Below are 23603 nucleotides of genomic sequence, written 5' to 3' on the forward strand. Positions count from 1 at the left end.
CATCGTCCATCATGAAAAAATTGACTCTACTCATCCTCCTCTTCCTGCTGCACCAGGGGGTGTTTGCGCAAGACAGAATCGTTAAGACATCCGGAGAGGAAGTGTCTGCCCGGATACTGGAAATAACGCTTCAGGAGATACTGTTCCAGCATCCGGACTCGCTGCAGGGAATGACTTGGCGTATACCCAAATCTGAGGTGTTCATGGTGCAGTTCCAAGACGGAACTAAAGAAGTTTTCGAGCAAAACCTGCCTGCAAGCCCTGCTACCAAAGCGGCGGCGCTTACGCCTGAGGAACTGCGCCTGCTAGGCCGAGAAGATGCGCTGAAGTACTATACCGGCAGTGGCGCCATGTGGGGTTCGGCTGCCAGTGCCTTCACCATGTTCCCCATAGGTTTAGTGGGCAGCGTCGTGATAGGTGCCACGCCGCCCAAAATAGAGAACCACAGGATTTCGGATGTCAACCTGCTGCAATACCCCGACTATGTGCAGGGCTACAAGGAGCAGGCGCACAGACGTAAAAAAGGAAAGGTCCTGGCAGGAGTGGGAATTGGCGTCGGTATTCAGCTCACAGCCATGATGCTGCTGATGGCCGTCATGTACTAGCTGGAGACGACAGAAAGGAAGGCCACCTCGTACGAGGTGGCCTTCCTTTACTCTTAGAGAGAGTGACAAATCTAGCAGCAGCCGGGCGCACAGCAGGCGTCTTCCAATGGCTTGACACCATATACCGTGATGCTGTAAATCCCGGTGTTGCTTTCTCGGAAGGCTTGTATACCTGCCTCATCCAAATAGTCGCGCAGGATTTCGTCCGGCACCTGAATGGCCTTCTCCTTCTGCACCATGATGTTCTCGAATCCGGCCTCACGGATAATCTGCAGGTAGTCCTCTTTCTGGATGGCGCCCGACACGCAGCCGGCGTACATCTCACTGGCCTGCACAATGCCTGCCGGAAGCTCGCCCACCAGCACCACATCCGAAATGCTGAAGTGCCCGCCTGGTTTGAGTATGCGGAAGGTCTCGGCAAAAGCCTTGCGTTTGTCCGGCACCAGGTTGAGCACGCAGTTGCTGATGACCACATCGGCCCGGTTAGCGGCTATCGGCATCGCCTCAATCTCTCCCTGGCGGAACTCCACGTTGTTGAAGCCCAACTTGTCGGCGTTCTCACGCGCTTTGGCCACCATGGCTTCCGTCATGTCCAGGCCAATCACCTTGCCGCTCTCGCCGGTCAGGGCGCGTGCCACGAAGCAGTCGTTGCCGGCTCCGGAGCCCAAATCCACCACCGTGTCGCCCTTTTTGATTTGAGCGAACTCAGTAGGCACGCCACAGCCCAGCCCCAAGTCTGCATCGGGGTTATAACCTTCCAGTTCCGAGTAATTGTCAGCGAAAATGGCGTAGTCCACTGTGCCGCAGCCGGTGGCGCCACAACAGGAGGCTTCGTTCTGCTCTTTACTTTGCAGCGCTATCTCGCTGTACTTGTCCTTTACGATTTTCTTTAGTTCTTCTGCGTTGTTCATGATTTCCTGAATTTAATTTATCGGTAAATTACGATGATATAAGTCAAATTTTTTAGCAGCAGCTGCTACCACAGGAGGTATAATCGGCAAAGAAAGCGTCCAGCAACTGCTGCGCCTGTTTCCAGGTCTGCTCGTTGATGCAGTAGCATACCTTCTTGCCGTCTATATCGCCCTGTATCAGCCCTGCCTCCTTCAGCTCCTTCAGGTGCTGCGACACCGTAGACTGCGATAGTGGGAGCTCCTCCACAATGTCGCCGCAGATGCAGGCCCTGCGCTCCAGCAGGATGCGCAGAATGGCAACACGGGCGGGGTGGGCCATCGCCTTGGCTAAAGCAGCCAACTCGATATCTGCTTTTGTGAACTGTTCTGTCTTCGTCTGTCCCATGTGGTTTGTTCTTATCGTAATTATACGATGATAAAAATATTTTAGCAACTGTTATCTCTGTTTTTTTCGTAGCCGGGCCAGTCGTGTGATACCTATCACATTCCCCTTATAGCAATATAGCCCACGCTATACCTGATTTCTACTGCATAATACAAGAGAGTATACCTGCAACAGTTATAGGCAGTACTCAGAAGTGGGTATTATTATGATAAAACATATATTAAATTTTATTAATCCATTGATTAGTTATTCCTTGCAGCACATTTCCTTAACCTAAAGACATATAATGAAGAAATTTTACGCTTTGTGTCTTCTAGCCTCCTGCTTCGTTGTGAATAGCTGCGAATTAGCCGACGTGAAACCAGAAGACCCCAAATTCGAACGCATCAGTGATGTGAGTCAGGCGCTCCCTTACCAGACGGTCGCCTTCGGAGGCAACCGCTATCCGGGTGGGGCAGAGGACTACCGGATGTACTTCGGCAGCACCGAGGTATCGGTCAGCAAACTTAGCGGTGATTCCATCTATGCCTTCGTTCCGCTGGAGGTGCAGCCGGGCCGACAGGAGGTGAAACTGGAATACATGGGAAAAGCACATGGACTGGGCACCGTAGAGGTGCTGGATTGGGAGACGGCGGCACCGCACGGCGTTGCCTATTTCGAGACGGGTGACCCGGAGCATCCCTATCACATCACCGACAAGGATAACAATGGCATCATCCCGCACTACACCGCCGGTAAGCTGGACAAGCTCTACATCCACAGCCACAGGGGCGACAATTACGTGATTTACCTCAACGAAGATGGTTTCCCGGCTTCGTACCATACCGGAAAAGAAACAGTGCTGTTTGGGGGGTATAACCTCGAAAAAGGCACCGTGAACATCGCCCGCTTCCCGAATGACAACATCGATGCCGCTACGTACCAGTACGGCATTGCGCTGGGCCCCACTGATTTAGCGGTGCTGCTGAACGCCCGCAACGGACGCTTCGCCAACGGCAGGTATGCCGGTGCCGCCACGGAAGTCGGAACCGCCCTGTCGCTGATAGGCACGGTCTTCAACATGACGGGCTGCATTGTGGGAGTGGGCCTAGCGGTTGGTGCTCCTCCGCTCACCTTGTTGGCGGGTGCCGGTCTCGCGGTTACCTGTGCTTCTGCGGTCTATGATGTGGTGAAACTCATCAACCCGGAGCAGGACAACATACTAGGTAGCCACTTGCAGTCCTACTATGGCGTGAAAATGAGCCTGATAGACTGCCTGAGCCTGGCCTCAAAACCGAAGAATGCGAAAGACCTGTACGATGGTATGTACGGCTGCTATAGTCTGGCACTGGAGGCCGCCAAAGGAGCAGATTACGTATACTCGGAGCTCACCAAGACGCGTGCCAAGGACTTCCAGCGTATGGATGCCATCCTGGCCTCCGGCTACGGCGACATCAAAATAACGCTGGACTGGAACACAGACGCTGACATCGACCTGTGGGTAATTGACCCCTATGGCGAAAAAATATATTACGGCAACCCCAAGTCCATCGTCAGCCAGGGGGAACTTGATTTGGACGACACCGATGGCGGTGGTCCTGAGAACGTGTTCTGGCCAACGAACCAGGCACCATTCGGAACCTATCGGGTACAGGTACACTATTTCGGACCTTCAACAGGCGGCAGAACCTCTTATCGGGTCATCATCAACAACTTCGGCAAATCCAAGACCTTCACAGGCGCCTTGTCTTACGAACAAGTGGCGACGGTGGCTATCTTCAACGCGAACCAACCTTGGGGTGGTGCCGGCGGCAGAGTGGCAGCCCCAGTGATTGAACTGGTAGACAGGAACGGACTGCCGCGCAAACTATACCCCACAAAGCCTTAGTGTAAGCATACCTTCCGTTTTGATGAAAAAACACAGGCAGCCATCCCATAGCTGCCTGTGTTTTTTGCGCCTGCCACCCAAATGCTATACCTGCGCCACCTCCCGGATGTTCCTGAAGAGGAACACACTGCTAAGCACGGTGAGGAGGTTGAAGGTAGGAATGATAAAGATGACTGGAATCACGTTGTAGTCCAGCAGGGCAATAGCCACGACCTTAGCGGTGAGGGCCGTCATCAGCAGGGAAAGAAACACGAAGTAGACGGGCGCGAAGAGATAGCCCCAGGTACGCTTGCGGATGAATAGCATACCTGTCACGAAGCCAGAAGGAAGTAACAATCCCAGGTCCAGCCCCTGCACCACCAGCGTCGTGTAATGCTCCACCTGCACCGGCACCACCGTGCCCTCCAGCAGCGGCGGCACCACAATTCCCAGCCAAAGCAGGGCAATGGAAACGGTCACGAAAATGAGAAAGCCACCAGTGAGCCGATTCGGGGTGGAGGCCAGGAAGGCGGAAGGAAGCTGCTTTCTGTCCAGAGAAAACAGGGTGAGCAAAAAGGAGAAGAAGGTAGTGCCGAGCAGGAACACGTACACCAGGAAGAGCGCGTTGTACATGCCCATGAGCAGGTAAAAGAGGTATGTCACCAGGAAGTAACCCAGAATACCGGCCAGCAGAAGCCGACCTTTGAGGGAGCCGGACCTAGCCCATAGCAAGGCAAGCAATAGGAGCGGGATACCCAGCAACAGCGTCACGTAGTCTTGTGCTATACCTTGCGGCGCCACCTCAGCTGACATGTGCTGGTATACGCCGCGCCCATAAATGGTCACGGTTTCGCCTCGGATGGACTCGTGCTGGTAAGGTCCCGGACCTTCCGTGGACAAAATGCCAGTGAGGGTGGCTACAGCTGCCGCCAGGGCAATCAGGACCACCAATAGGCTGATAACCGATTTCTGCTTCATGGAAGAGGTGCTACAGCAGTCAATATAGCTCCGTACAACCGCCTAAAAAATGACGAAAATCAGCGACAACGTCCAGTAGGGAAATATTCCGTTCCCGTACCTTAACGTTCCAACTGGCGCATCATCATCTGCAGGCAACCGGAATCCATGGAGCCGCGGCGTTGCATGCGCTGCATCAGGTGGCCCATGATGGCACGGTTATCCAGCATCATATCCGACAGCATGCTGCAGGCGGCGGTGTCGGTGGCGCAGAGTGTTGTTAGCTGCTGCAGGTGCACCTGCATTTGTTGCCTGTTCATGGCAGCCATACCTGCTGTGTCACCGGCCATGCCGCGGCCCTGCATCTGCCCTCTGCTGCCGGGTCCGCCCATGTTGTAGTCGCGCATCCGTGCCATCATCTCTTCGCGCAGCTGTTCATCTTCCAGTATGGCCGTGTAAACCTGCGTGCGTTTTTCCTCGTCCTGCAGCATTTCCTTCGCATTGCCTGAGCCCTGGCAACCGGCCATGGCCAGCAAGAGGCAGGAGAGCAGCGTCAGGTATACCTTGTTCATGGTTTCGTGTTTATCTGTTCTTACAGCTTTGCAATAGCGTTTTGTAACACATCCCTTCAATCTGAGTACTTATTGGGCGCGTGGCGCCACCTTCCAGAGCTCCCCGTTCTGCTGGTCTGTCACAAGAAAGAGCGCGCCGTCTGGTCCCTGTTTCACGTCGCGGATGCGCTGCTTGCGGTCTGTGAGTAGGTGCTCTTCGCCTTTCACCCGGCCGTTTTCCAATACCAGTCGCACCAGGCGCATCTCTTTGAGCGCCCCTACAAACAGACTGCCTTTCCAGTCAGGGAAGGCGTTGCCGCTGTAGAATTGCGCACCTGAAGGAGCAATTACCGGGTCCCAGTAATAAACGGGCTGCACAAAGCCTTCGCGCTGGGTCACGGCATTGGGTATGGGTTGACCAGAGTATTCAGTGCCATAGGTGACCAGCGGCCAGCCATAATTCTTGCCTTTCTCCACCAGGTTCAGTTCATCGCCTCCTTTGGGGCCCATCTCCACCACCCAGAACCTGCCTTCCGAATCGACGGCGGCGGCCTGTACGTTGCGGTGCCCCACGCTCCATATTTCAGGCAGCGCGCCCTTCTCGTTTACGAAAGGATTGTCCTTCGGCACGGAGCCATCTGGGGCGATGCGCACCACTTTGCCCATGTGGCTGTCCATGTGCTGCGCCTGCGGACGAATCTCGATGTCAGAACGCTCACCTAAGGTCACGAGCAGCATGCCGTCCCGGTCAAATGCGATGCGGGAACCGTAGTGCATAGTGCCATCATAAGTGGGCTGTGCCTGGAAAATCACCCGGACCTGCTCCACCCGGCTGCGGTCTTCGGAGAGTACGCCGCGCGCCACACTGGTGCCGTTCCCTCCCTTGCGGGGTTCCGTAAAACTCCAGTAAATGGTGCGGTCTGAGCTGAAGTCGGGGCTGAGCGCCACATCCAGCAGGCCTCCCTGTCCGCGGTCATCCACCTTGGGCACACCTGTGATGGGATTGCCCACCTGGCCCGAGGCCGAGATGATGCGCAGACGGCCGGGCTTCTCGGTCACGAGCAGGTCGCCGGTTGGAAGTGGCTCCACCGCCCAAGGCTTCTCCAGTCCCTTCGTAATCACTTGCACATCAAAGGCTACATCGGACTTGATGCCGCAGGCGCGGGTCTGTCCTTCAAAGGCGGGCTTCTGCGTAGGGTCACTTGCCTCACGGGTTTCCAGCGGCTGACAGTCCTGGGGTGTCTCGACCTCTGCCTGTGTCGTGTTGTCTTCCGGGCTGTTGGTGCAGCCAAACGTCATAGTGGCCAGCAGTACGGCAGGTAGGAGAATTCTTGTAGAAAGGCTCATAGTTTTATGTTGGTTGAGGTGGTCTTCTATATATCGTCTTCATTTTACTGTTTTGGGACAGGTAAAGTTTAAGCGACAGGTTGGTTGGGGTTTAGTGCATCCAGGTACGGCAAAACAGAAGGTCTTGGGAAAGCGGCCGATTACGGGTTAGTGGGGGAGAGGCAAGCGGGTAGCGATGCACACACAAGTGTAAGGATATCTCTATACCTGTTGCATCCAGTGTCGGCTTATCCCTTCTGGCTGGAGCGGGATAGGTCAGGTATCCACCTGATGGCTGAGCCACTCCAGGGCATCCATTTTATGGGAAAAGAACCTGATTTCAGGGCTGCTGTCATTTCCTTCTACCGGCTCTGGCAGCTCTTCCTCTGGGGGCAGCACATGGGCAATGTAGCGCACGCCGGCCTTGCTGGCCACTTCTTTGTACCAGCTAGAGCGTGTCAGGTCGGCCAACACCTCAGTAGGTGCTTCAAAAAACTCCTGCTCATCGCTGATGATAGCACTGCAACCATAGCGTTGGAGCATCTCCATTAACCCGGCTTCCACTTTCTGGATGCTCTCGGCTGGAGCGGTGCCTTTCCAGATGATGCTCAGCGTATTGTTCATTTCCAGGTAGCGGAGTGTGCAGTACCGGCGGCCCAGGCTGTTGCGGTAGTACTTGTAAGGTCGCTTCATAAGTAGGTATAACGGCAGGGCAGTGGCTGATGGTTATCGATAGCCTCCATACTCCGCAAATAAGCCATACCTATACCTGCATTACGAACAGTCCTGAAGGTGGATTGGACATTCCAGCAGAACCCTGAATTACGGGTGGAGCAGCAGCAGCATCCGGTTCAAATTCCGTACCTTTGCAGGGTGAAGTACCCCATGCGATACATGCTGCTGCTTGTTGCCATCCTGCTTGCCTGTGCAGGTATTCGGCTGCCCAGCGACAGCCAAATGTACTACGGAGTGCAGCAGCAGGGTCAGGAGGCAGCTGCCAAGGCAAGCCTTTCGGGCGGCGAACTGCTCAAGTTCCCGTACCTGGCTCGGGCCGAAGAGCACCTGGGCGTGTTGCGTCACCTGCCCACGCCGCCCTTCCAGCCTCAGCCCAATGGGCTCATCTTAAACTCCAGCGCCTTCGAGTTGCGGATACAACGCCTGATGGCGCAGTACCTGTCGCAGGCAAGGTTCCTGCATCGGAGTCTAACGATTCGCGACATCATTTTCCCCTTCCATTATTTCTGGTAATCCCGCTTTTACTTTCGTAGTGCGACCGGTCTGTCACCGGTCTTTTTAAGCATCCGGACGCACGGGCAGCCTGTTATGGGGCTGCTTTGCGGTCAGGTGCATGTATTTGCATGTTAACCGAATTTTAAAAATGGATTTAGAAACTATAGTCATCGGGCTTTTCGCATTGGCGGTGTTTGTGCTGCCTATCTTGTACATCCAACGAAAACAAAAGGCGAAAGCGGGGAAGGCGCTGGGTAATTTCCTGGCTTTAGGCGAGCAGCACCAACTCCGGCTTACCCAACACGAATCATGGAACGAGTTCTACGCCATCGGTCTGGACGAGGGACAGCGGAAGCTGTTCTACCTGAACCAGCAGGAGGCGCAGGTGCCACCCATTGTAGTTGACCTGACAGAGGTGAAAAAATGCGAGGTGGCCAACGAGTACCGGGAGCTGAACGGCAACCGCATCATCGACTTGATAGGCCTGCGCCTCACGTTCCGCAACCCAGCGCAGCGGGAGCAGATTCTGGAGTTCTACAGCAAAGAGGGCAACACGATGCTGAGCGTCGAGTTGCAACTGGCCCGCAAGTGGAGCGACCGCATCAACGCAGCCATCGCCACCCTGGCTCGGGTTGCGGTGAAATAAACCTGTACCTGGCGCCTGTGCAGGCGATAGCTAAAACGGCTTCGGGTTTTTATCCGAAGCCGTTTTTATTTACTTAGAATATGGGTTTTGCTATACCTAGGGCAGGCATACCTAAGGCTTTTGGGCTATGACAACAGCTTGCCATATGCGGGGTTATTCCGTACATTCAGGTATGAATGGAGCAGCTATGCAGGCATCGTTACTTTTGCTAAAACGCGAATCGACCTTCTCTTTCCCAGATGATGCCCGGAAACTGGTGCCGCTGTACAAGCTCCGTCACCAAACGCGCCTGCAGCCGCAGACCCGGCCGGAAGGGCAGCGGGAGAGCAGCAGCCCTGTGTGCTACGCCCACCTGAAAGACCTGCGGGAAGGCTTTGAGGGTTATTGAAGTGTGTCAGCTTCTTTTATTGTCACTCCACTTTTTGTCATTCCGCTTCTATCTCTTGTCATTCCTCTCTTACTGTCATTCCAACCCCTCCCTGTCATTTCGACGAAAGGAGAAATCTATTACCATGACCACCGCCGGTGCGAGCGGAGCGGGAACCGGCGGTGAGGCATGCGAGGGTTACTTAAGTCCTCAGAAAAGCCGCATCGGCGCTGGCGCTGGATGTACGGCTGGAAGGGTATAAGATTTCTCCTATCGTCGAAATGACAGGGGAAGCTTGTGGTATTGTGAGGGGAGAGGATTGATACAGTCGGGAACCGAAAGGACTAGGAGGATTGGCGGATGGCGGAAGTGGGCAGAACTTGAATCAGCTGCTTCCTATTCATGCTCTTTAACTTCCTCATTGAGGAAATTCCAAGTGGGGTTCATAGATTGGATAAGGGCTTCTTTCTTTTTCCGGCTCCACTTTTTGAGTTCCTTTTCACGGTCTATGGCTTGTTGCACATACGTGAAGCGCTCGTAGTACACTAGGTAGTGGCAGTGGTATTTACCGGCAAAGGTGTCCGGAATACCCGCGTTTGCGCCGTGCTCCTCCAGCCGCCGTTGCAGCGTGTTGGTCATGCCGATGTAAAGCACCTTTTTTGTCCTGTTGGTCGTGATGTACACAAAGTAATTGTGGTTTGGCATGCGGAGAGTAACGGGGCAGACACGGATTAGGTTTGCAGTGACCATTGATACCTTATAAGCCTCTTCTACTCCTGTCATTTCGACGAAAGGAGAAATCTGTTACTCTTCTGGCCGAACATCCAGCGCCAGCGCAGATGCGGCTTTTGTGGGAGCCTCTTCTGTAGCCTACCCGCATCCTTCACCGCCGGTTCCCGCTGCGCTCGCACCGGCGGTGGTCATGGTAACAGATTCCTCCTTTCGTCGGAATGACAAAAAAGGTATTTGGAAAGACAGGGAAGTTGAACGGCTTAGTCCTGTTGAGCGGGGAGTGGGTGGCGGAAGAGCGTGAGGCCGAACCAGGCGGCCAGCCCATAATACACGACGCTCAGGCCCCAGAGGATGGCCGGCTGCTCCGGGTACTGGAACATGAACTTGAGCAGCGCCATACCGCCTATGAAAAAGTGGGCGAAGTTGGCGATGCAGATGGGCCGGTTGTATATTCCACCTATCCGGCTGCCCTTGGACATCCAGTTGAGCATGGCCATGCCGGCGTACAAAGCGCCCACCACCTGCAGCACCAGCACAAAAAACGGGTCCGGGTTCGAGCCCAAAGCGGTCGCCAGCTCGGCGGGCAGAAACGTGAGGGCTATACCCAGCGCGGCCAGCACGACGGCGCTCAAAATCATCATGGTTTTCGTTTGCATGCGGTTGAAGGATTAAATGAATGTATAGGCTATACCTGTTTAATGCGTATGGTGAATAAAAATAGCTGTTACTAGGGCAACTGTATTATTGATTCTTCTCTCACCATCCCGATCGCCATTCCTACCGCTCCAATCACAGTCCCTGTTTACACTCCCTGTCATTTCGACGATAAGAGAAATCTGTTACCTTACTAGCCGCACATCCAGAGGCAGCGCCGATGCGGCTGGATGTGAGCCTCTTCTGCAACCTGCCTGCATCCTTCACCGCCGAATCCCGCTGCGCTCGAACCGGCGGTGGCTATGGTATGAGATTCCTCCTTTCGTCGGAATGACATTAGCGCGCTACGGGTGCGAGTTGGCTGCTCGTTCTCAATGTATGCGTGGCCGTAACAGAACACGGACTATAGACCCGCGCCAGCGGGCATGAGTCCTGAACCTGCCATTTTATACCTGAAAACCGCTATGTGTCTGGCTGGCTATACCTGCTTTATAGGTCACTCCTTCAGTTGTATGTACTAATATACTGATTTGCCGCGGGCTATCACTATACGTCGGTATGGTAGCTGCCATTTAGAGTGGTATCTTAGCCTTGAAATCACTTTACACATAATGAAGAAATTACTTTATGTAGCCATCGTTTTAAGCGCTACATCCTGCTCCTCAGACAACAACCTGCAAGACACCCTGTACAATATAGCGGAATCCGGTGCCAACATGGCCATCGACTCGCTGCACCATACCGCCAACAAAGAGCTGGAACGCTACACCGGAATCGACTCGCTGGCGAACAAGGTTCGGGCAATCGACACCATAAACGTGGAGCGTGAGATTGAGCGCGGCGTGAAGCGCAGGCTCATCGAAGAACTCTCCAGATAACGGCCGCATACCTGGCGGGTGCTACCACTTTTTTGCTGTGCTTATACCTGCTGCTTTGGGATTCTCATATCCGGAAGAGTGGGCTGTTTTATGCAATAGGCAAATGCGTTTGTCTTCTTCTATTTTTGGGATGGTGTATAATCATTGTCTTAGGTATAGCAGCGTGAGTAAAGCAGTATTGCATTAGGTATAGCTATACCTTATCTATACCTGTACCGGGTCCAACCATCCCTGCCCCTCCTTGTCTAAGGAGGGGAGTCGGCCGTTACTTCTTTTTCTTTCTCTCGTTTACTATACACTTCTCGGGTAGCATGACTTTTGAGGAGTAGAACAAAGATGAAGGCATTACATAATAGAAAGTATTTGAAGGAGAGCCGGGTGCAGTTGAGGAGTAGTCTGACACCTGCTGAGGCGGAGCTATGGAAGCACCTGAAAAGCGGGAACTTAGAAGGCAGAAAGTTTAGAAGACAGCACAGCGTGGGAAACTACATACTAGACTTTTATTGTCCATCTGAGAGATTAGCAGTAGAACTTGACGGACAGATTCATTACAGTGCGGCTCATGACCGATACGATACTGAGCGTGACGATACCCTACAAAAGCTAGGTATACACGTGCTGCGTTTCGAAAACAAAGAGGTATTCGATAATCTGGAAGCTGTTCTACAGGAAATTAGCAGCAGCTTCAGTAAGTAAGAAGCTCCCCTCCTTAGAAAAGGAGGGGCAGGGGTGGTTGGACCCGGCAGAGGTACAGGTATAGCCGAGGCTTTGGGCCAGACGCTCGCGGGAGCTGCGCGCACCGCGAGGTCTTTACTTCACATACTGCTCCTGCTCCGTTTTCCGTAGCAACCCCAGGCCATGCAGCGTCTGCAGCAGGCTGTCGATTTGCTGGAGGCGCTGGCCTTGCTGGGGCTTGGCGACGGGCTTGAACTGGAAGAGCAGGTCTTCGGCTGTGGCCGGGCGCTCGTGCAGCTGCAGGGCGCGCTGCACGGCCTGCGCCTGCTCGGCCAGCGTTTTTGGCCAGGCCAGCACTTCTTTGGCGGTGGCTTTCACGGCTTTGGTTTTGGTGCTGAGGCCGATGTCGGTTTGCTGCGTGCCCTGCGGGTTCTGGTAATCGGGGCGGAGCCAGCGGATGAGGCCGCGTGCCTCTTCGGCGGCGCGCTCTTTGTTCAGGGCGACCAGGCGCTCGAGTATCTCTTCTTCGGGCAGGTGGGCAGACCAGCCGTAGGCGGCGGCCACTGCCGCGTCGAGTTCAGTGTGCAGCTGCAGCAGAATACTCACCAGCCCCTGCTCGTGGGTTTTCTGCTCTTTGGCCGAAAGCGCTTCGCCCGACCGCAGTTTCTCGAGCACGTTGTACATGTCGGTGATGGTGAGCGTAGGGTGCTGCGCCTGCCGCTGCTTGCGGTGCGCGTCCAGCTGCTCGGCTATACCTCGAATCTGCTCTTTCTGTGCTTCAGTTGGGGTAGGGAAGGGGAAGGTGTCAAAGCATATTGAGTTATTATAGCGAGGTGTATTTCCTCCTAAGTCGCTACCAGCAGCTAATGCCCATTTTTTAAAAATATCAGATGATAGTACTCCTAAAAGGAAAGTATCTTCACTGCCTATAACTATTATTTCACTTTCAATCTGATTTCCCGCACTTAGTTTTTGAAAAATTCTATGTTTAGCTGTTCTTGAAGTTGCAATGAAGGTTGTTAAACCTTTAAGTGTTTGCCTTAATTGTGGTCGCGTCTTGCCATATAACCACCACTCTTTGGCATATTTCTCTGCATCTTTTGAGTTTGCAGCTTTTGCAATCCTGTCTGGCCTCACTCTTAAGGAAATGAGTTGGTATACTTCTGGGTACTTTTGAAGTACTTCACTTTCTTCAAGGCCATATAAATCAACTACATATTTCTCCTTAATGCCTTGAGCTAAATCTCTACTCGTCAGGTATGGCCTGATGATATTCTGATTTGATTCGTTTTGCTCTATTAAAGTCAAAGCTTCTTTGGGCTCCAATACAAAACCTAGACCGTGGAGCTTTACTCCCATACTACTTATTCCCTCATTAGATATTAAGGCAACAGCTTTTAGTACTTCTGCTCCTATAGATAAATCAGCATGTACCTTACCATGCTTTTCTGTAAAGTTGACATGTACTTCAAGTCCATCGGATTTACTCTCTGAAACTACAGACAAAAGCCTGCCATTTGTTTCTCCTTTTTCAGCAACACTTATCGCAATTTCAACAGCAGCACCATCAGCACTATCTACCCAAGGGTGGTCAGGTATAGCAAGCGTGATGGAGAGCGGAGGATTCGCCTGCATTTGCGCTTCAATCACCCGACGATTAAAGGTCTGCTTAATACTATTAGTTGTAATGAAACCAAAACGTTCAGCCTTATCTGCACGCACCAATTCAGCGGCTTTATGCCACCAATACATCACGAAGTCGGCACTATCCGGAACAGCGCCTTTGTATACCTTGCGGAGTGCTTCGGTATAGCCATCTCCTAAAGCATCGCGCATACGCTTGTTGCCTACAAACGGCGGATTGCCGACAATAAAATCGGCTTCGGGCCAGGAGGCGGGTTTGGGGTCGAGGTAATCGTAGACGATGGTGCGGGCGGTTTCGTCGGGCACTTCCTGTCCGGTAACCGGATGCGGTTTGGTGCTGTGGCCGTCCCAGCGGGTAACGGGCTGTCCGTTGGCGTCGAGGCGCGGTTTGCGCTCACTATAGTTCAGCACCGCGTCCTGCTGCTTGATGTTGCCGTACTCGCGCAATATCGGGTTGCTGAGGCGGGTGGCCGAGCCGTGCGCCCGGAAGTGCCACTGCAGGTAGCCAATCCAGAGCACCACATCGGCGATGGCCGCAGCCCGTGGGTTCACCTCCAGGCCCAGCAACTGCGCCGGTGTCACGGTATAGCCGCCCGTCATATCCAGTATTTTCTGCCCCGGGAAATGGTCGAGGTGCTCGGTCACTTCCCCCTCCAGTCGCTTGAGGTGCTCCAGCGTCACGTACAGGAAATTGCCGCTTCCGCAGGCCGGGTCCAGCACGCGCACCGAGCACAGGCGGCGGTGGAAATTCTCAATCTCTTTGCGGGCTCCGGCTTCGTCGCCACTGTCCTCGAGTATGGCCGATGCCGTGCGGGCCGCTTCCCACTCTTCGCGCAGCGGCTCAATCACGGTCGGCATCACGAGGCGCTCCACGTAGGCGCGGGGCGTGTAGTGGGCACCCAGCTTGTGGCGCTCGCGCGGCTGCAGCGCCCGCTCCAGCAGAGTGCCGAAAATGGCAGGCTCCACCTCGGCCCAGTCGGCTTCGGCGGCCAGTATGAGCAGGTCGAGCTGCGCCTCCGAAATCGGCAGCGCCTCCGGCTCCTTGAACAGGTAGCCGTTGAACTGCGGGATGTTGGTGCGCAGGGCCGCATCGAAACCGCCCCGGTCCATGCTCTGCCACAGCGCCTGCAGGGCATCGGGGAAGAACCGGATGTTCTGGCGGTAGTCCTGCAGCAGCTTGGTAAAGGAGTTGTCGGGCAGCAGCTGCACGTCCTCGGCAAACATCGTGAAGAGGCAGCGCATCAGGAAACCCGACACCTGCTCGGGCGTATGGCCGGCCAGCTCCAGCGAGGAAGCCAGCTTTGCCAGCCGCTCGGCCAGCTCACGGGTAACACGGGCCGCGCGGCGGCTCGGGTCCAGTTCCAGCGGCTCCGTGAAGAGCAGGCGCAGGCGCTCGCGCACCTCCGTGCGGTGCAGCTCGTCGAGCGTGATTCTATAGTTCTGCGGGTCCGGAAACGGCACATAGGTTCTTCCTTGCCGCGCAAAATCAGCATATAAGTCAATGCAATAACCCACATCCACCACCGCCAAAAACGGTGGCCAAGCTTCTGTGCCTGGCAACGAGCGGGCGTAGCGCAGGGCCTGTTCCTTGGCCTTTTTCATTTCGCGCTCCCAGGTGCGGGTGTCGCGGGTGGCGGTGCCGGTCTTGGTCTTGATACGTTCGCCACCCAGTTGTTCGGCCTCGGTTATACCTGCCTTGTCGGCGCCCTGCTTGGCCTCCAGCACAAAGCAGTCCTTCTTGTAGAGGTCGATGAAGTTGGTGCTCGTCTTGCCCTCGCCATCGTCAAACACCACGGGCCGCTCAAAGGTATAGGTCGCCTCGTGCACCTTATCCGAAGCCGGCCGCGGCTTCTCCACGCCCAGCAACTCGCACAACTCCGTCAGAAACAGCTGGTAATTGGCTCTTTCGGAAGCACCGGAGGCCTTCCAGCGGGTGATGAAGTTGGTGATGGCAGGGGTAGAGGTGTGGGGCATGGTCTGTTTCCTTCGGCTGCAAATGTAATAGTATGCAGTTTAGGAAAATTTGGGGAGAAAGTATAGGGGAAAAGCTATTTAAAGTACGCCATCGTAGGGACAGGTCGCGACCTGTCCGAATCGTGCACAGGAAATCGGTCGACGGTAAAAACGGCAGAAACAGTATTTGCATGATTAATAAATATAAGGATCAGGCAATACTGCGTGAACCGTTCTTGTTTCATTGACCGGCCTGTCGCGCGGACAGGTCGCGACCTGTCCCTACGAGGGGGCTTGTCGTATACCTGCTTTATGGCATTACAGAATCGGAAACGGAACAGGTTGATGGGGTACGATTACAGCAACGAAGGTCTGTATTTTGTGACCTCCTGCGTTCAGGATAAGTTGTGTGTTTTTGGGCACATAGACGGAGGGGAAATGCTTCTGAATGGCTTCGGAGAAATCGCAGAGCGACAGTGGCATTGGTTGGAACAGCAGTATCCCTATGTGTTTCTACATGCTTTTGTCATTATGCCAAACCACGTACATGCCCTTATCGAAATTGATACTGGTTCTGTACCTGTTTTGCCGGGGAATGCTTCGGCTTTACCCGTGCACGATTCAGACAGGTCGAAACCTGTCCATACGAAGGTTAAATCAATTTCTGAACTGATGGGGGTATATAAGACGACTACTTCCAAAAGAATCAGACAAGCAGGACTGGAGGGATTCGCCTGGCAACGTTCCTTTCACGACCACATCATCCGCCACGAACAGGCTTTTCAACGGATTGAGCAGTACATCCATAACAACCCGGCTCTATGGAAGGATGACGTGTTCTACCAGCAACCAAGCCCGTAGGGACAGGTCGCGACCTGTCCGAAACGTGCATGAACAATTTGTTTGAGTCAGGTTTTTTAAGGATGAAAGGATATTCAGGCTTCCTGCAGCCACAGGTCCTATTTTGCTCTGCATACCGTCAGTTTGAGCGCAGCGGGAACAGGTGGTATAGACGTGAAACTTACGATATGGAGCGCCTGACACTACAATGCTTCTATACCTGGCCTACCGTAGTTGCCGAAAGTCCCCTCCCAAGGAGGTAGGCGGAGGCTGTTTTAAGTCCTATCACATAAAAACCCGCTCCAGCACATCGCCTACCACATAGGCCAGCGAGGCGGCCAGCCCACCGAGCAGCAGCGTTTCAGCTATACCTGCCACCATGTTTCTTTCCGTCACAATGCTCTTGAGGCTCCCCACCAGGGTTAGGGCGATACCGGTCAGCAGGCTGGAGTAGAAGAAAAGTTCAGTGCCGTCCATGCCTTTGCCGCTCCCCGCAAAAATGTACGCCAGTAGCGGTATGGCCCCTACCACAATGAAACTCAGAAAGGTGACGGAGGCGGTTTTGATGGGTGTCTTGTCGTCCTGGGTCATTCCCAATTCCTCCTTCATCATGGTATCCACCCACACGTCTTTGTCAGAGGTGATGACTTCCACAACGTTTTCCAATAAATCACCTTTAAAACCTTTAGCCGCATAAATCTCCCTGATTTCGTTTTTCTCTGTTTCGCCCAGGTGCTCCACTTCCCAGTATTCAATGGCCTTTTGCCGGTCGAAGTTGTCGCGCGAAGCCTTGGTGGAGAAGAAATTGCCTACCGACATGCTGAAGCCATCGGCAATGAGATTGGCCAAACCCAATATGATGACCACGGTAACTCCCAGGCTGGCGCCTTCGGCTCCGGCCACCACGGCAAAGGTGGTGATGGCCCCGTCGATGCCGCCGTACACAAACTCCGAGATGTATTCCTTTTTGAAAAAGAGGATTTTGTCTGTCGCGTGTATTTTGCTTTCCTGCATAGCGGTTGGGCCAAGTTCGGGGATTCAGGTGCTAACGGAATCTAAGTTAACCAATTTAGTCAATCCGCCAGCTGTTTCTATACCTGGTTTTGTCAGTTACTCGCAAAGCTTTGCTTCACTAGTTGCCCGACCGAAGCTGTATACCTGCGCCAACCAACAGCCGGGGGAATGGAGATTTCTTTCCTACCAGGTATGGCCTAACAACAACAGCCCCCAGTTTTTGCTGAGGGCTGCTGAAAGATTAAGCCATGTTTTCTTTCTTCTTGGACTTTATGTGTTTTGGTGTGCCAGGTATGTTAGGTTCAGCGCATCCTGTGAGGTTTTTTGAAGTTTCATCTAATGGTATCGGACCACAGCCCATCGCTTAGCTGCTTGCTGCAGCCTCGTTGTCCATGAGTTCGCGCTCAAAGTACACGAGTTCCTTTTCTTGGGGGTGCGCTACGTTGGTGCAGTAATAGATGCGCTTTGCGTACCGCCTTACCGCTAGCCTGAGACTGGGGTTGACTTTTGCAAACACGATAGATCCCTCAGGATATTTATTTTCCATGGATAGGTAGGTATACCGGTAATTTAGTTGTTCTCTGACTTAGTGGTAGCTTTGGCCGCTTTTTTGGCCTGCTTGTCCGCGTCGGCACGGTTACGTTGTGCCTTGGCCTCCATTTTGTCGGCACGCTTTGCATGTTTCGCCGCGTAGGCTGCTTCCTTGTCTATGCGTTTTGCTTCTTTTGCGTTCGCTTTGGCAACCCGTGCATCCGCCTTGGTGTCTCTTCTCAGGTCATTCGAGTCATCGAGACGTTGTTTATCCGCCTTCTTCTTGTCCTTTGCTTCCTGTTGTTCGGTTTTGTTCTCATGCTCCGTCTGCGTTGTCTGGGCAAAAGCATACGTGGAGCCCAAGGTCAGCAATCCGGTGAGCAGCGTAATGGTTAGGGTCTTTATTTTCATGATGGCAGGAAAAGGTATATTCTATTATCCTGTATATAGGTATACGACTATTAATTTTAATAAAACGTAAATGTTTGATAATAAACGATTTATATTTTAAATAGCCATCCTGGTCATCTGAGAGCACATAAAGAGGCATACCTGAAGTGGTTTTATTTCAGGTAGGTCTGGCTACCGTCATTTACCAAGGGATAAATACGTAGATAACTAAACTAATACCGGTAGCGTCCCTGTTACGAAGGTATACACTCACTCACACGCACACTGTCCGATGGCCTGAATCTACCAGTAAATTAGCTGACCCTGCATTTTTATCCCGCTGTTAATCCGCAACTATGATTGTTAACCGTGTTCCTTACAGCGACCATTCAGCCTATCTAGCGCAACTAATAGGTCATCAGCCTTCCCCAGCCGAACTCAGCGCTTTCACTAATAATCAGGACCTCTTGCTGATAAACAGGCGGTCACCACTGAACGCAGTGTACCCCATCACATTCGCCAACACCACAGCCAAGCAGCAGCTGACTGACGGGGTTATCCTTGGCGACTGCTTACAATTGCACAGCCAGAAGGGCGTCCACTGGTTTTTCTCCGTCTTGTTTGAGGCGCAGGGTGCAGCGGAAGAAATTTACCTGATAATGGACGCCACTGTTGAGTCGGCAGTAGTGGGCGGCCTGAGAACTACGCTAGTGCAAAGCGTGCGGCTTATTACTATTGAGGACTTGGTTCTGGGGTTCAACCCTAACATGTACACCCTTATTTAAAGCGCGACAAATGAAACAGGATCAATTTTACTACTGCCTGAGCAGGATTTTGGAGCTTAGAGAGAAGCTTGGTGGGACTTGTACCATACGCAGAAGGGAACAAGTGTTGGAAGCTGCACAGGCTGAAGTGCAGCAAGTGGATTATGAGGCGCTAAGGCGTTTTGCTGAAAACAAGGATTACACGGACAAAAATACGGCCGAGACGCGGGCGCTACTTAAAGAGTTAGGTGCGCAGGAGGCGAAAATCAGGGCTTTTGTGCCTTTGTCATTCTACCGTATGCGGATAAAGGCGACTCAGCCTGGGCAGCCTCCGCTCTGCTTGCTAGTGGAAGCTGATTTGATACAGGTAGAACGAGCCGCCAGACAATAAGCCTTGTATAATGGTGCTTAACACACAGGGAGACCAAAAACGGGTGGGTGAGCCGCTCAAAACCTAGAGTAATGTTGGCAGGTATACAGGATTATCTTTTGAATAGTATTCAAGCGGAAGTATGAAAGATACGCTACACATTCCTATGTTTTGTGCAGGTCTCATGGTTCTTTTCCTGCTACTCAGCTTGCCGGCATTAGCCTGCACCACCTGCAACCGCCCGCTGCAGGCGGCTATTTTCGATGCCAGTTTTACCAGACTTTTCTTTTACATGCTGCTTCCCTTTGCGCTGGTATGGGGCATTGCCAACCGGCTTCACAAACTAAAGTAAGACAAGGCAATGGAGACAAGGAACCAGTATTTTGAAGAGGCAGCAGCACCCCGCACAGGTCCGCTCATTGCCGCCGCCACGCTCATAGGTATAGGTATGGGCGGATTTGTGGATGGCATTGTGCTGCACCAGATTCTGCAGTGGCACCAGATGCTATCGGCCAAGCTGCCGCCGGACACGGTCATCAACAAAGAGGTGAACATGTTCTGGGACGGCATTTTCCATGCCTTCACCTGGCTTACCACGGCCCTGGGCGTCTACCTGCTGTGGCGTGTGGCCTATGAGCGCAAGTCCATACTGTCGAACAAAGTGTTTGGCGGGAGTCTGCTGCTGGGCTTCGGGCTCTTCAACATTGTGGAGGGCATCCTCGACCACCACATCCTGGTGCTGCACAACGTGCGGGAAATCAGCTCCAACCCCTCGGCCTGGAACTTCGGCTTTTTGGGTATTTCCGTGCTCCTGTTGCTGGCAGGTTGGCGGCTGCTGCAACAGGGCAGGAGAGAGGCAGGGGTGAAATAGCCTCCAGGTTGGTTCCTGCTGCAGCAATTTACGGGTATAAATAATTTTATATTTATTTAATATTCAATTATCCATTACACGTATAGAATGAATCAAGTAGAAAGTCATCGTCTTTAACCTCAACAGCCATTAAAAGTTACGATGGAGGGTGCAAAATATGTATTAGTTACAGGCAGTGCAGGTTTCACCGGGCACCACCTCGTACAGGCTTTGCAGCTGTTAGGCCACCATGTATTGGGCCTGGATACTATAAATGGCTATTATGACCCTGAACTGAAATACGCACGCCTGGCGCTTCAGGACTTTGGACGTTCCTCTATTGGACCGCATACCCTTGCCCGCGGCGTACATGCACCCGCTCTCTCGTTCAACCAACTAGACAGCACTGACAAAGCCTCCTGCTATGCTACCTGAAAGTCCAACTACTTCACCACAAATGCAATCGCTGACTGTTTTGGTGCCCGTGTATAATGAGGTAGATTGCCTGGTCCGGCTCACCGAAGCACTGGATGCCTTCCTGCTTCAGTCGCCTATGGCCACGGAGATACTGTTCATCAACGACGGCTCCACAGACGGGAGCCTGGCCTTGATTCAGACAATTTGCCACAGCCGGAGTGGCTACAGCTACATTTCCCTGAGCCAGAACCATGGACTCAGCACCGCCATCAAGGCTGGCATTGACCACTGCAGCAGCACCTACATCGGGTACATAGACGCTGACCTGCAGACATCTCCTATGGACTTGCTGCTGTTCTTTGAGCACCTGCCACAGTACCAGATGGTGAACGGCATACGCATGCACCGTAAGGATACCTTCGTCAAGAAAATCTCCTCTAGAATAGCGAACGGCTTCAGGCGCCGGATGATACAGGATAACATCGCAGATACCGGCTGTCCACTTAAGATTATGGATGCGGTCTATGCCAGGCGGGTGCCGTTCTTTGATGGCATGCACCGCTTTTTGCCGGCACTCATACAGTTGCAGGGGGGAAAGGTGAAACAGGTGCCGGTGCAGCACTTTGAGCGCTACGCTGGCACTTCCAAATACCACCTGTTCAACCGGCTGTGGGGCCCGTTGAACGATACATTCGCTTTCCGGTGGATGCGCAAGCGCTATATCCGGTATACCGTTGCAGAGGAGTTTGTGAATCAAAAGGCGGTAAGGCATGAGCAGGTCTGAGATGGGGGTATATGGCTTAGGCCTGGTTGCCCAGGGTCTTTTCTCTGCCCGGATTCTGGTGCAATGGGTAAAATCGGAGCGGGCGGGGCAAGTGCTGTCGCCTACTTCTTTCTGGACCTTCAGCCTGATGGCCTCCTTTCTGCTGATGGTATATGGCGCCTTGCGCAACGATTTGGTTATCATTGGCGGCCAGGTCATCTCCTATTTCATCTACATGCGCAACCTGCAGTTCAAGGATGTGTGGGTTGAATTGCCGGGCTGGGTGCGGTGGTCTTCTGTGCTGTTTCCGGCTATGGCTGTCATCTGGCTGATTTTCGGGGACGAATACAGTTTGGGGTCCATCTGGGAGCACAGCAAGGCATCGGGTGCGCTGGTAGCCTGGGGCGGGGCGGGACAGGTTATCTTCACGCTCCGGTTTGTATACCAATGGTATTTCTCTGAGCTGGCCCAGGAGTCTGTCCTTCCCAATGGCTTCTGGGTAATCAGCTTGATAGGCAGCCTCATGATAGTGTCTTACGCCGTCCTGCGCCTGGACCCCGTGTTGTTCCTGGGGCAGGTAGTGGGGGTGGTCGCCTATACACGGAACCTATACCTGGGCCTGCGTCAGCAGGCAGCGGGGCAACGCACCTAGCACACATCCCATGCTACCTCTGTTGACTGGCAAGCGCAGCCATACCCTCTTTTTTGCCCTGTTTATACTACTCCTACCGCTGCTGCTCTACAATCTGGGCGGCTGGGGGGTGATGGAGACCAGTGAGGCCCGCTATGCGGAGATAAGCCGGGAGATGCTGCAAAGCGAGGATTGGCTGCACCCCCGCCTGTTAGGTATCCAGCACTACCACAAACCGCCCATCACTTACCTGATTACAGCATCAGGCATGGGTATACTGGGCGTGAACGAAGCAGGCGCCCGCTTCTTTCTGCAGCTCTCGCTTCTGGCGCAGGCCTGCCTGGTGTACCTGATAGGGCGTGGTCTTTTCAGAAACAACACCATCGCAATGACGGCCATGGCCGTGTACATCACCATTCCGGCGGTGTTGCTCTCTACCCGCAACCTGACCACTGATTCTTTCCTGACTACGTTCGAGTTGCTGGCTATCTGGGCGTGGATTCGCTACAAACCACGAAAAACAGCAGGCTGGCTATACCTGTTCTATGGCGCGCTGGCGCTCGCTTTTCTGACCAAAGGCCCGGTAGGATTGATATTTCCACTACTGGTCGTGGTAGGGTATAGGGTAGCCACTCCTGTTAAGCCCAGCATTCCGCACCATGTCATAGGGTTTCTTTTCTTCCTGCTGTTGGCCTCGTCCTGGTATGTATACTTGATGCTGAAGAATGCGCAGTTCGTAGACTATTTCATCATCAACCATACCGTGAACCGTTATGCCAGTCCGGAAACATTTGGCCGATCGCAGCCCTGGTGGTTCTACCTCGTGCTGGCGCCTGCCCTGAGCTTGCCCTGGTCCTTGTTGCTGCTGTTGCAAATCAGGAAGCTGAAATCGTTAGATAAGCCATACAAACGCCTGTTCGGATGCTGGTTACTGATTCCGCTGGTCTTTTTCTCGTTTTCAGGTTCAAAACTCCTCCCTTACATCCTGCCGCTGTTTTCGGGGATGGCGCTGTTGGTCGCCTGGCTGCTGCAACAGTTGCCTGAAACCACCCTCAGAAGAGCTTCTACATGGACCTTAGGCTACTTTGTGGTGCTGACACTCTCGCTCGCCGTCCTGCATGTGCTGAAGACAGAGATTCCGTTACCCCTCTGGACGCTCGTCTTTCCCTTGCTGATGCTGCTTGGTCTGCTCCTAATCTGGCGGAAAGCGCAGAACCTGCTGCTCCGGACACTAGGTTCTGCCTTGCTGTTTACCTTTCTTCTGGTCCCTTACTCCAGCCATTTGCTGGGTGCTAACCCTTCCTTCTTCAACAGCACGGCACAGCTGGCGGCGGTACTGAAGCAGGAGGGCCTGCACCACCGGCCCATCATTGTGTACGACAGGCTGCTCCCGTCCCTTGCGTTCGCACTTGAGCGGGACCTACTGACGCTGCAGGACAGGAGCAAGAAGCTGAACCGGGAGACGCAGTTCGAAGCCAATGAATCCTGGCGTACTACCCTGTTGCAGATGAAGCGGCCTGAAGATATGGCCACGTTGCGGCGCCTGTTGAAACAGGAAACAGTGCTAGTTGTGAAAAGGGACCTGCCGAAGGACAGAGCCTGGCTGGTAGCACAGTATAGACATAAAAAGACCGTCGGCCTATGGACTGTCTATTATTGAAGTCCGGAAGGTA

Annotated in this window: 28 protein-coding genes; 16 read left to right on the plus strand and 12 right to left on the minus strand. The window is 53.4% G+C overall.

Translation table 11 applies throughout. The features are described 5' to 3' along the window. Positions 1–11: 11 nt before the first annotated feature. A complete protein-coding gene (locus tag B051_RS0107545) occupies positions 12–605 on the plus strand; it encodes a hypothetical protein (RefSeq protein WP_018477584.1) in 594 nt (197 codons plus the stop codon). Between the two features lie 71 nt (positions 606–676). Here the strand turns inward: B051_RS0107545 and B051_RS0107550 are convergent, their stop codons facing one another. Further along, entirely contained in the window at positions 677–1516 is an 840-nt protein-coding gene (locus tag B051_RS0107550; protein ID WP_018477585.1) for an arsenite methyltransferase, read from the minus strand. A gap of 52 nt (positions 1517–1568) precedes the next feature. Then, entirely contained in the window at positions 1569–1901 is a 333-nt protein-coding gene (locus B051_RS0107555; RefSeq protein ID WP_018477586.1) for an ArsR/SmtB family transcription factor, read from the minus strand. Positions 1902–2187: 286 nt separating this feature from the next. Here B051_RS0107555 and B051_RS21955 point away from each other — a divergent pair, with 286 nt between their 5' ends. Then, complete coding sequence (locus tag B051_RS21955; protein WP_157578689.1) at positions 2188–3768, plus strand: YfaP family protein; 1581 nt, start codon at positions 2188–2190, stop codon at positions 3766–3768. A gap of 84 nt (positions 3769–3852) precedes the next feature. On the opposite strand, the gene B051_RS0107565 is transcribed toward B051_RS21955, so the two are convergent. The 4 genes from B051_RS0107565 to B051_RS0107580 all read right to left on the minus strand — a co-directional run bounded on the left by B051_RS0107565 (position 3853) and on the right by B051_RS0107580 (position 7274). Continuing rightward, positions 3853–4725: a hypothetical protein gene (locus tag B051_RS0107565; RefSeq protein WP_018477587.1), complete on the minus strand. Its 873-nt coding sequence runs from the start codon at positions 4723–4725 to the stop codon at positions 3853–3855. Positions 4726–4826: 101 nt separating this feature from the next. Beyond that, positions 4827–5276 (minus strand): hypothetical protein, encoded by a 450-nt coding sequence (locus B051_RS0107570; protein ID WP_018477588.1) that lies wholly within the window; start codon positions 5274–5276, stop codon positions 4827–4829. A gap of 69 nt (positions 5277–5345) precedes the next feature. Next, positions 5346–6602, minus strand: a complete 1257-nt coding sequence (locus B051_RS0107575; protein WP_018477589.1) for a PQQ-dependent sugar dehydrogenase — start codon at positions 6600–6602, stop codon at positions 5346–5348. Between the two features lie 255 nt (positions 6603–6857). Next, positions 6858–7274, minus strand: coding sequence for a hypothetical protein (locus tag B051_RS0107580; RefSeq protein WP_018477590.1), 417 nt, complete (start codon positions 7272–7274; stop codon positions 6858–6860). Between the two features lie 99 nt (positions 7275–7373). Between B051_RS0107580 and B051_RS0107585 the strand changes: the two genes are divergently transcribed. The 3 genes from B051_RS0107585 (at position 7374) to B051_RS0107595 (ending at position 8845) form a co-directional block, all read left to right on the plus strand. Then, the gene (locus B051_RS0107585; RefSeq protein WP_018477591.1) at positions 7374–7829 is read left to right on the plus strand and encodes a hypothetical protein; all 456 of its coding nucleotides are present in this window, start codon (positions 7374–7376) and stop codon (positions 7827–7829) included. Positions 7830–7959: 130 nt separating this feature from the next. Continuing rightward, positions 7960–8457 (plus strand): hypothetical protein, encoded by a 498-nt coding sequence (locus B051_RS0107590; protein WP_018477592.1) that lies wholly within the window; start codon positions 7960–7962, stop codon positions 8455–8457. 172 nt (positions 8458–8629) lie between these two features. Continuing rightward, a complete protein-coding gene (locus tag B051_RS0107595) occupies positions 8630–8845 on the plus strand; it encodes a hypothetical protein (protein WP_018477593.1) in 216 nt (71 codons plus the stop codon). A gap of 375 nt (positions 8846–9220) precedes the next feature. Here the strand turns inward: B051_RS0107595 and B051_RS0107600 are convergent, their stop codons facing one another. Beyond that, positions 9221–9607, minus strand: coding sequence for a GIY-YIG nuclease family protein (locus tag B051_RS0107600; protein ID WP_322786340.1), 387 nt, complete (start codon positions 9605–9607; stop codon positions 9221–9223). Between the two features lie 209 nt (positions 9608–9816). Beyond that, positions 9817–10212, minus strand: coding sequence for a hypothetical protein (locus tag B051_RS0107605; protein ID WP_018477595.1), 396 nt, complete (start codon positions 10210–10212; stop codon positions 9817–9819). Positions 10213–10821: 609 nt separating this feature from the next. Between B051_RS0107605 and B051_RS0107610 the strand changes: the two genes are divergently transcribed. Both B051_RS0107610 and B051_RS0107615 read left to right on the plus strand, forming a co-directional pair. After that, the gene (locus B051_RS0107610) at positions 10822–11088 is read left to right on the plus strand and encodes a hypothetical protein (RefSeq protein ID WP_018477596.1); all 267 of its coding nucleotides are present in this window, start codon (positions 10822–10824) and stop codon (positions 11086–11088) included. Between the two features lie 336 nt (positions 11089–11424). Beyond that, entirely contained in the window at positions 11425–11784 is a 360-nt protein-coding gene (locus B051_RS0107615) for an endonuclease domain-containing protein (RefSeq protein WP_033316759.1), read from the plus strand. Positions 11785–11898: 114 nt separating this feature from the next. On the opposite strand, the gene B051_RS0107620 is transcribed toward B051_RS0107615, so the two are convergent. Continuing rightward, the gene (locus B051_RS0107620; RefSeq protein ID WP_018477598.1) at positions 11899–15381 is read right to left on the minus strand and encodes a class I SAM-dependent DNA methyltransferase; all 3483 of its coding nucleotides are present in this window, start codon (positions 15379–15381) and stop codon (positions 11899–11901) included. A gap of 291 nt (positions 15382–15672) precedes the next feature. Here B051_RS0107620 and B051_RS0107625 point away from each other — a divergent pair, with 291 nt between their 5' ends. Continuing rightward, the gene (locus tag B051_RS0107625; protein WP_018477599.1) at positions 15673–16221 is read left to right on the plus strand and encodes a transposase; all 549 of its coding nucleotides are present in this window, start codon (positions 15673–15675) and stop codon (positions 16219–16221) included. Between the two features lie 264 nt (positions 16222–16485). On the opposite strand, the gene B051_RS0107630 is transcribed toward B051_RS0107625, so the two are convergent. The 3 genes from B051_RS0107630 to B051_RS0107640 form a co-directional block, all read right to left on the minus strand. After that, positions 16486–17214, minus strand: a complete 729-nt coding sequence (locus B051_RS0107630; protein ID WP_018477600.1) for a VIT1/CCC1 transporter family protein — start codon at positions 17212–17214, stop codon at positions 16486–16488. A gap of 364 nt (positions 17215–17578) precedes the next feature. Then, positions 17579–17761 (minus strand): hypothetical protein, encoded by a 183-nt coding sequence (locus tag B051_RS0107635; protein WP_018477601.1) that lies wholly within the window; start codon positions 17759–17761, stop codon positions 17579–17581. Positions 17762–17784: 23 nt separating this feature from the next. Beyond that, the gene (locus B051_RS0107640; RefSeq protein WP_018477602.1) at positions 17785–18156 is read right to left on the minus strand and encodes a hypothetical protein; all 372 of its coding nucleotides are present in this window, start codon (positions 18154–18156) and stop codon (positions 17785–17787) included. Positions 18157–18602: 446 nt separating this feature from the next. Between B051_RS0107640 and B051_RS0107645 the strand changes: the two genes are divergently transcribed. From B051_RS0107645 to B051_RS0107680, 8 genes are all read left to right on the plus strand, one after another. Then, entirely contained in the window at positions 18603–18920 is a 318-nt protein-coding gene (locus B051_RS0107645) for a hypothetical protein (protein WP_211214324.1), read from the plus strand. 10 nt (positions 18921–18930) lie between these two features. Beyond that, positions 18931–19290, plus strand: a complete 360-nt coding sequence (locus B051_RS0107650) for a hypothetical protein (protein WP_018477604.1) — start codon at positions 18931–18933, stop codon at positions 19288–19290. A gap of 121 nt (positions 19291–19411) precedes the next feature. Further along, positions 19412–19621, plus strand: a complete 210-nt coding sequence (locus B051_RS0107655; protein ID WP_018477605.1) for a hypothetical protein — start codon at positions 19412–19414, stop codon at positions 19619–19621. Between the two features lie 9 nt (positions 19622–19630). Then, positions 19631–20140, plus strand: coding sequence for a DUF2243 domain-containing protein (locus tag B051_RS0107660; protein ID WP_018477606.1), 510 nt, complete (start codon positions 19631–19633; stop codon positions 20138–20140). A 141-nt stretch (positions 20141–20281) separates the two neighbouring features. Next, positions 20282–20554: an NAD-dependent epimerase/dehydratase family protein gene (locus B051_RS0107665; RefSeq protein ID WP_018477607.1), complete on the plus strand. Its 273-nt coding sequence runs from the start codon at positions 20282–20284 to the stop codon at positions 20552–20554. 22 nt (positions 20555–20576) lie between these two features. Then, entirely contained in the window at positions 20577–21320 is a 744-nt protein-coding gene (locus B051_RS0107670) for a glycosyltransferase (protein WP_018477608.1), read from the plus strand. Next, on the plus strand, positions 21307–21951 hold the full coding sequence (locus B051_RS0107675; protein WP_026236255.1) for a lipid-A-disaccharide synthase N-terminal domain-containing protein: 645 nt from the start codon (positions 21307–21309) through the stop codon (positions 21949–21951). Before B051_RS0107670 ends, B051_RS0107675 begins: the two co-directional genes overlap by 14 nt. A 10-nt stretch (positions 21952–21961) precedes the next feature. Next, a complete protein-coding gene (locus B051_RS0107680) occupies positions 21962–23590 on the plus strand; it encodes an ArnT family glycosyltransferase (protein ID WP_018477610.1) in 1629 nt (542 codons plus the stop codon). Positions 23591–23603: the final 13 nt, after the last annotated feature.

This window comes from Pontibacter roseus DSM 17521 (genome assembly GCF_000373265.1).
Lineage (GTDB): Bacteria > Bacteroidota > Bacteroidia > Cytophagales > Hymenobacteraceae > Pontibacter > Pontibacter roseus.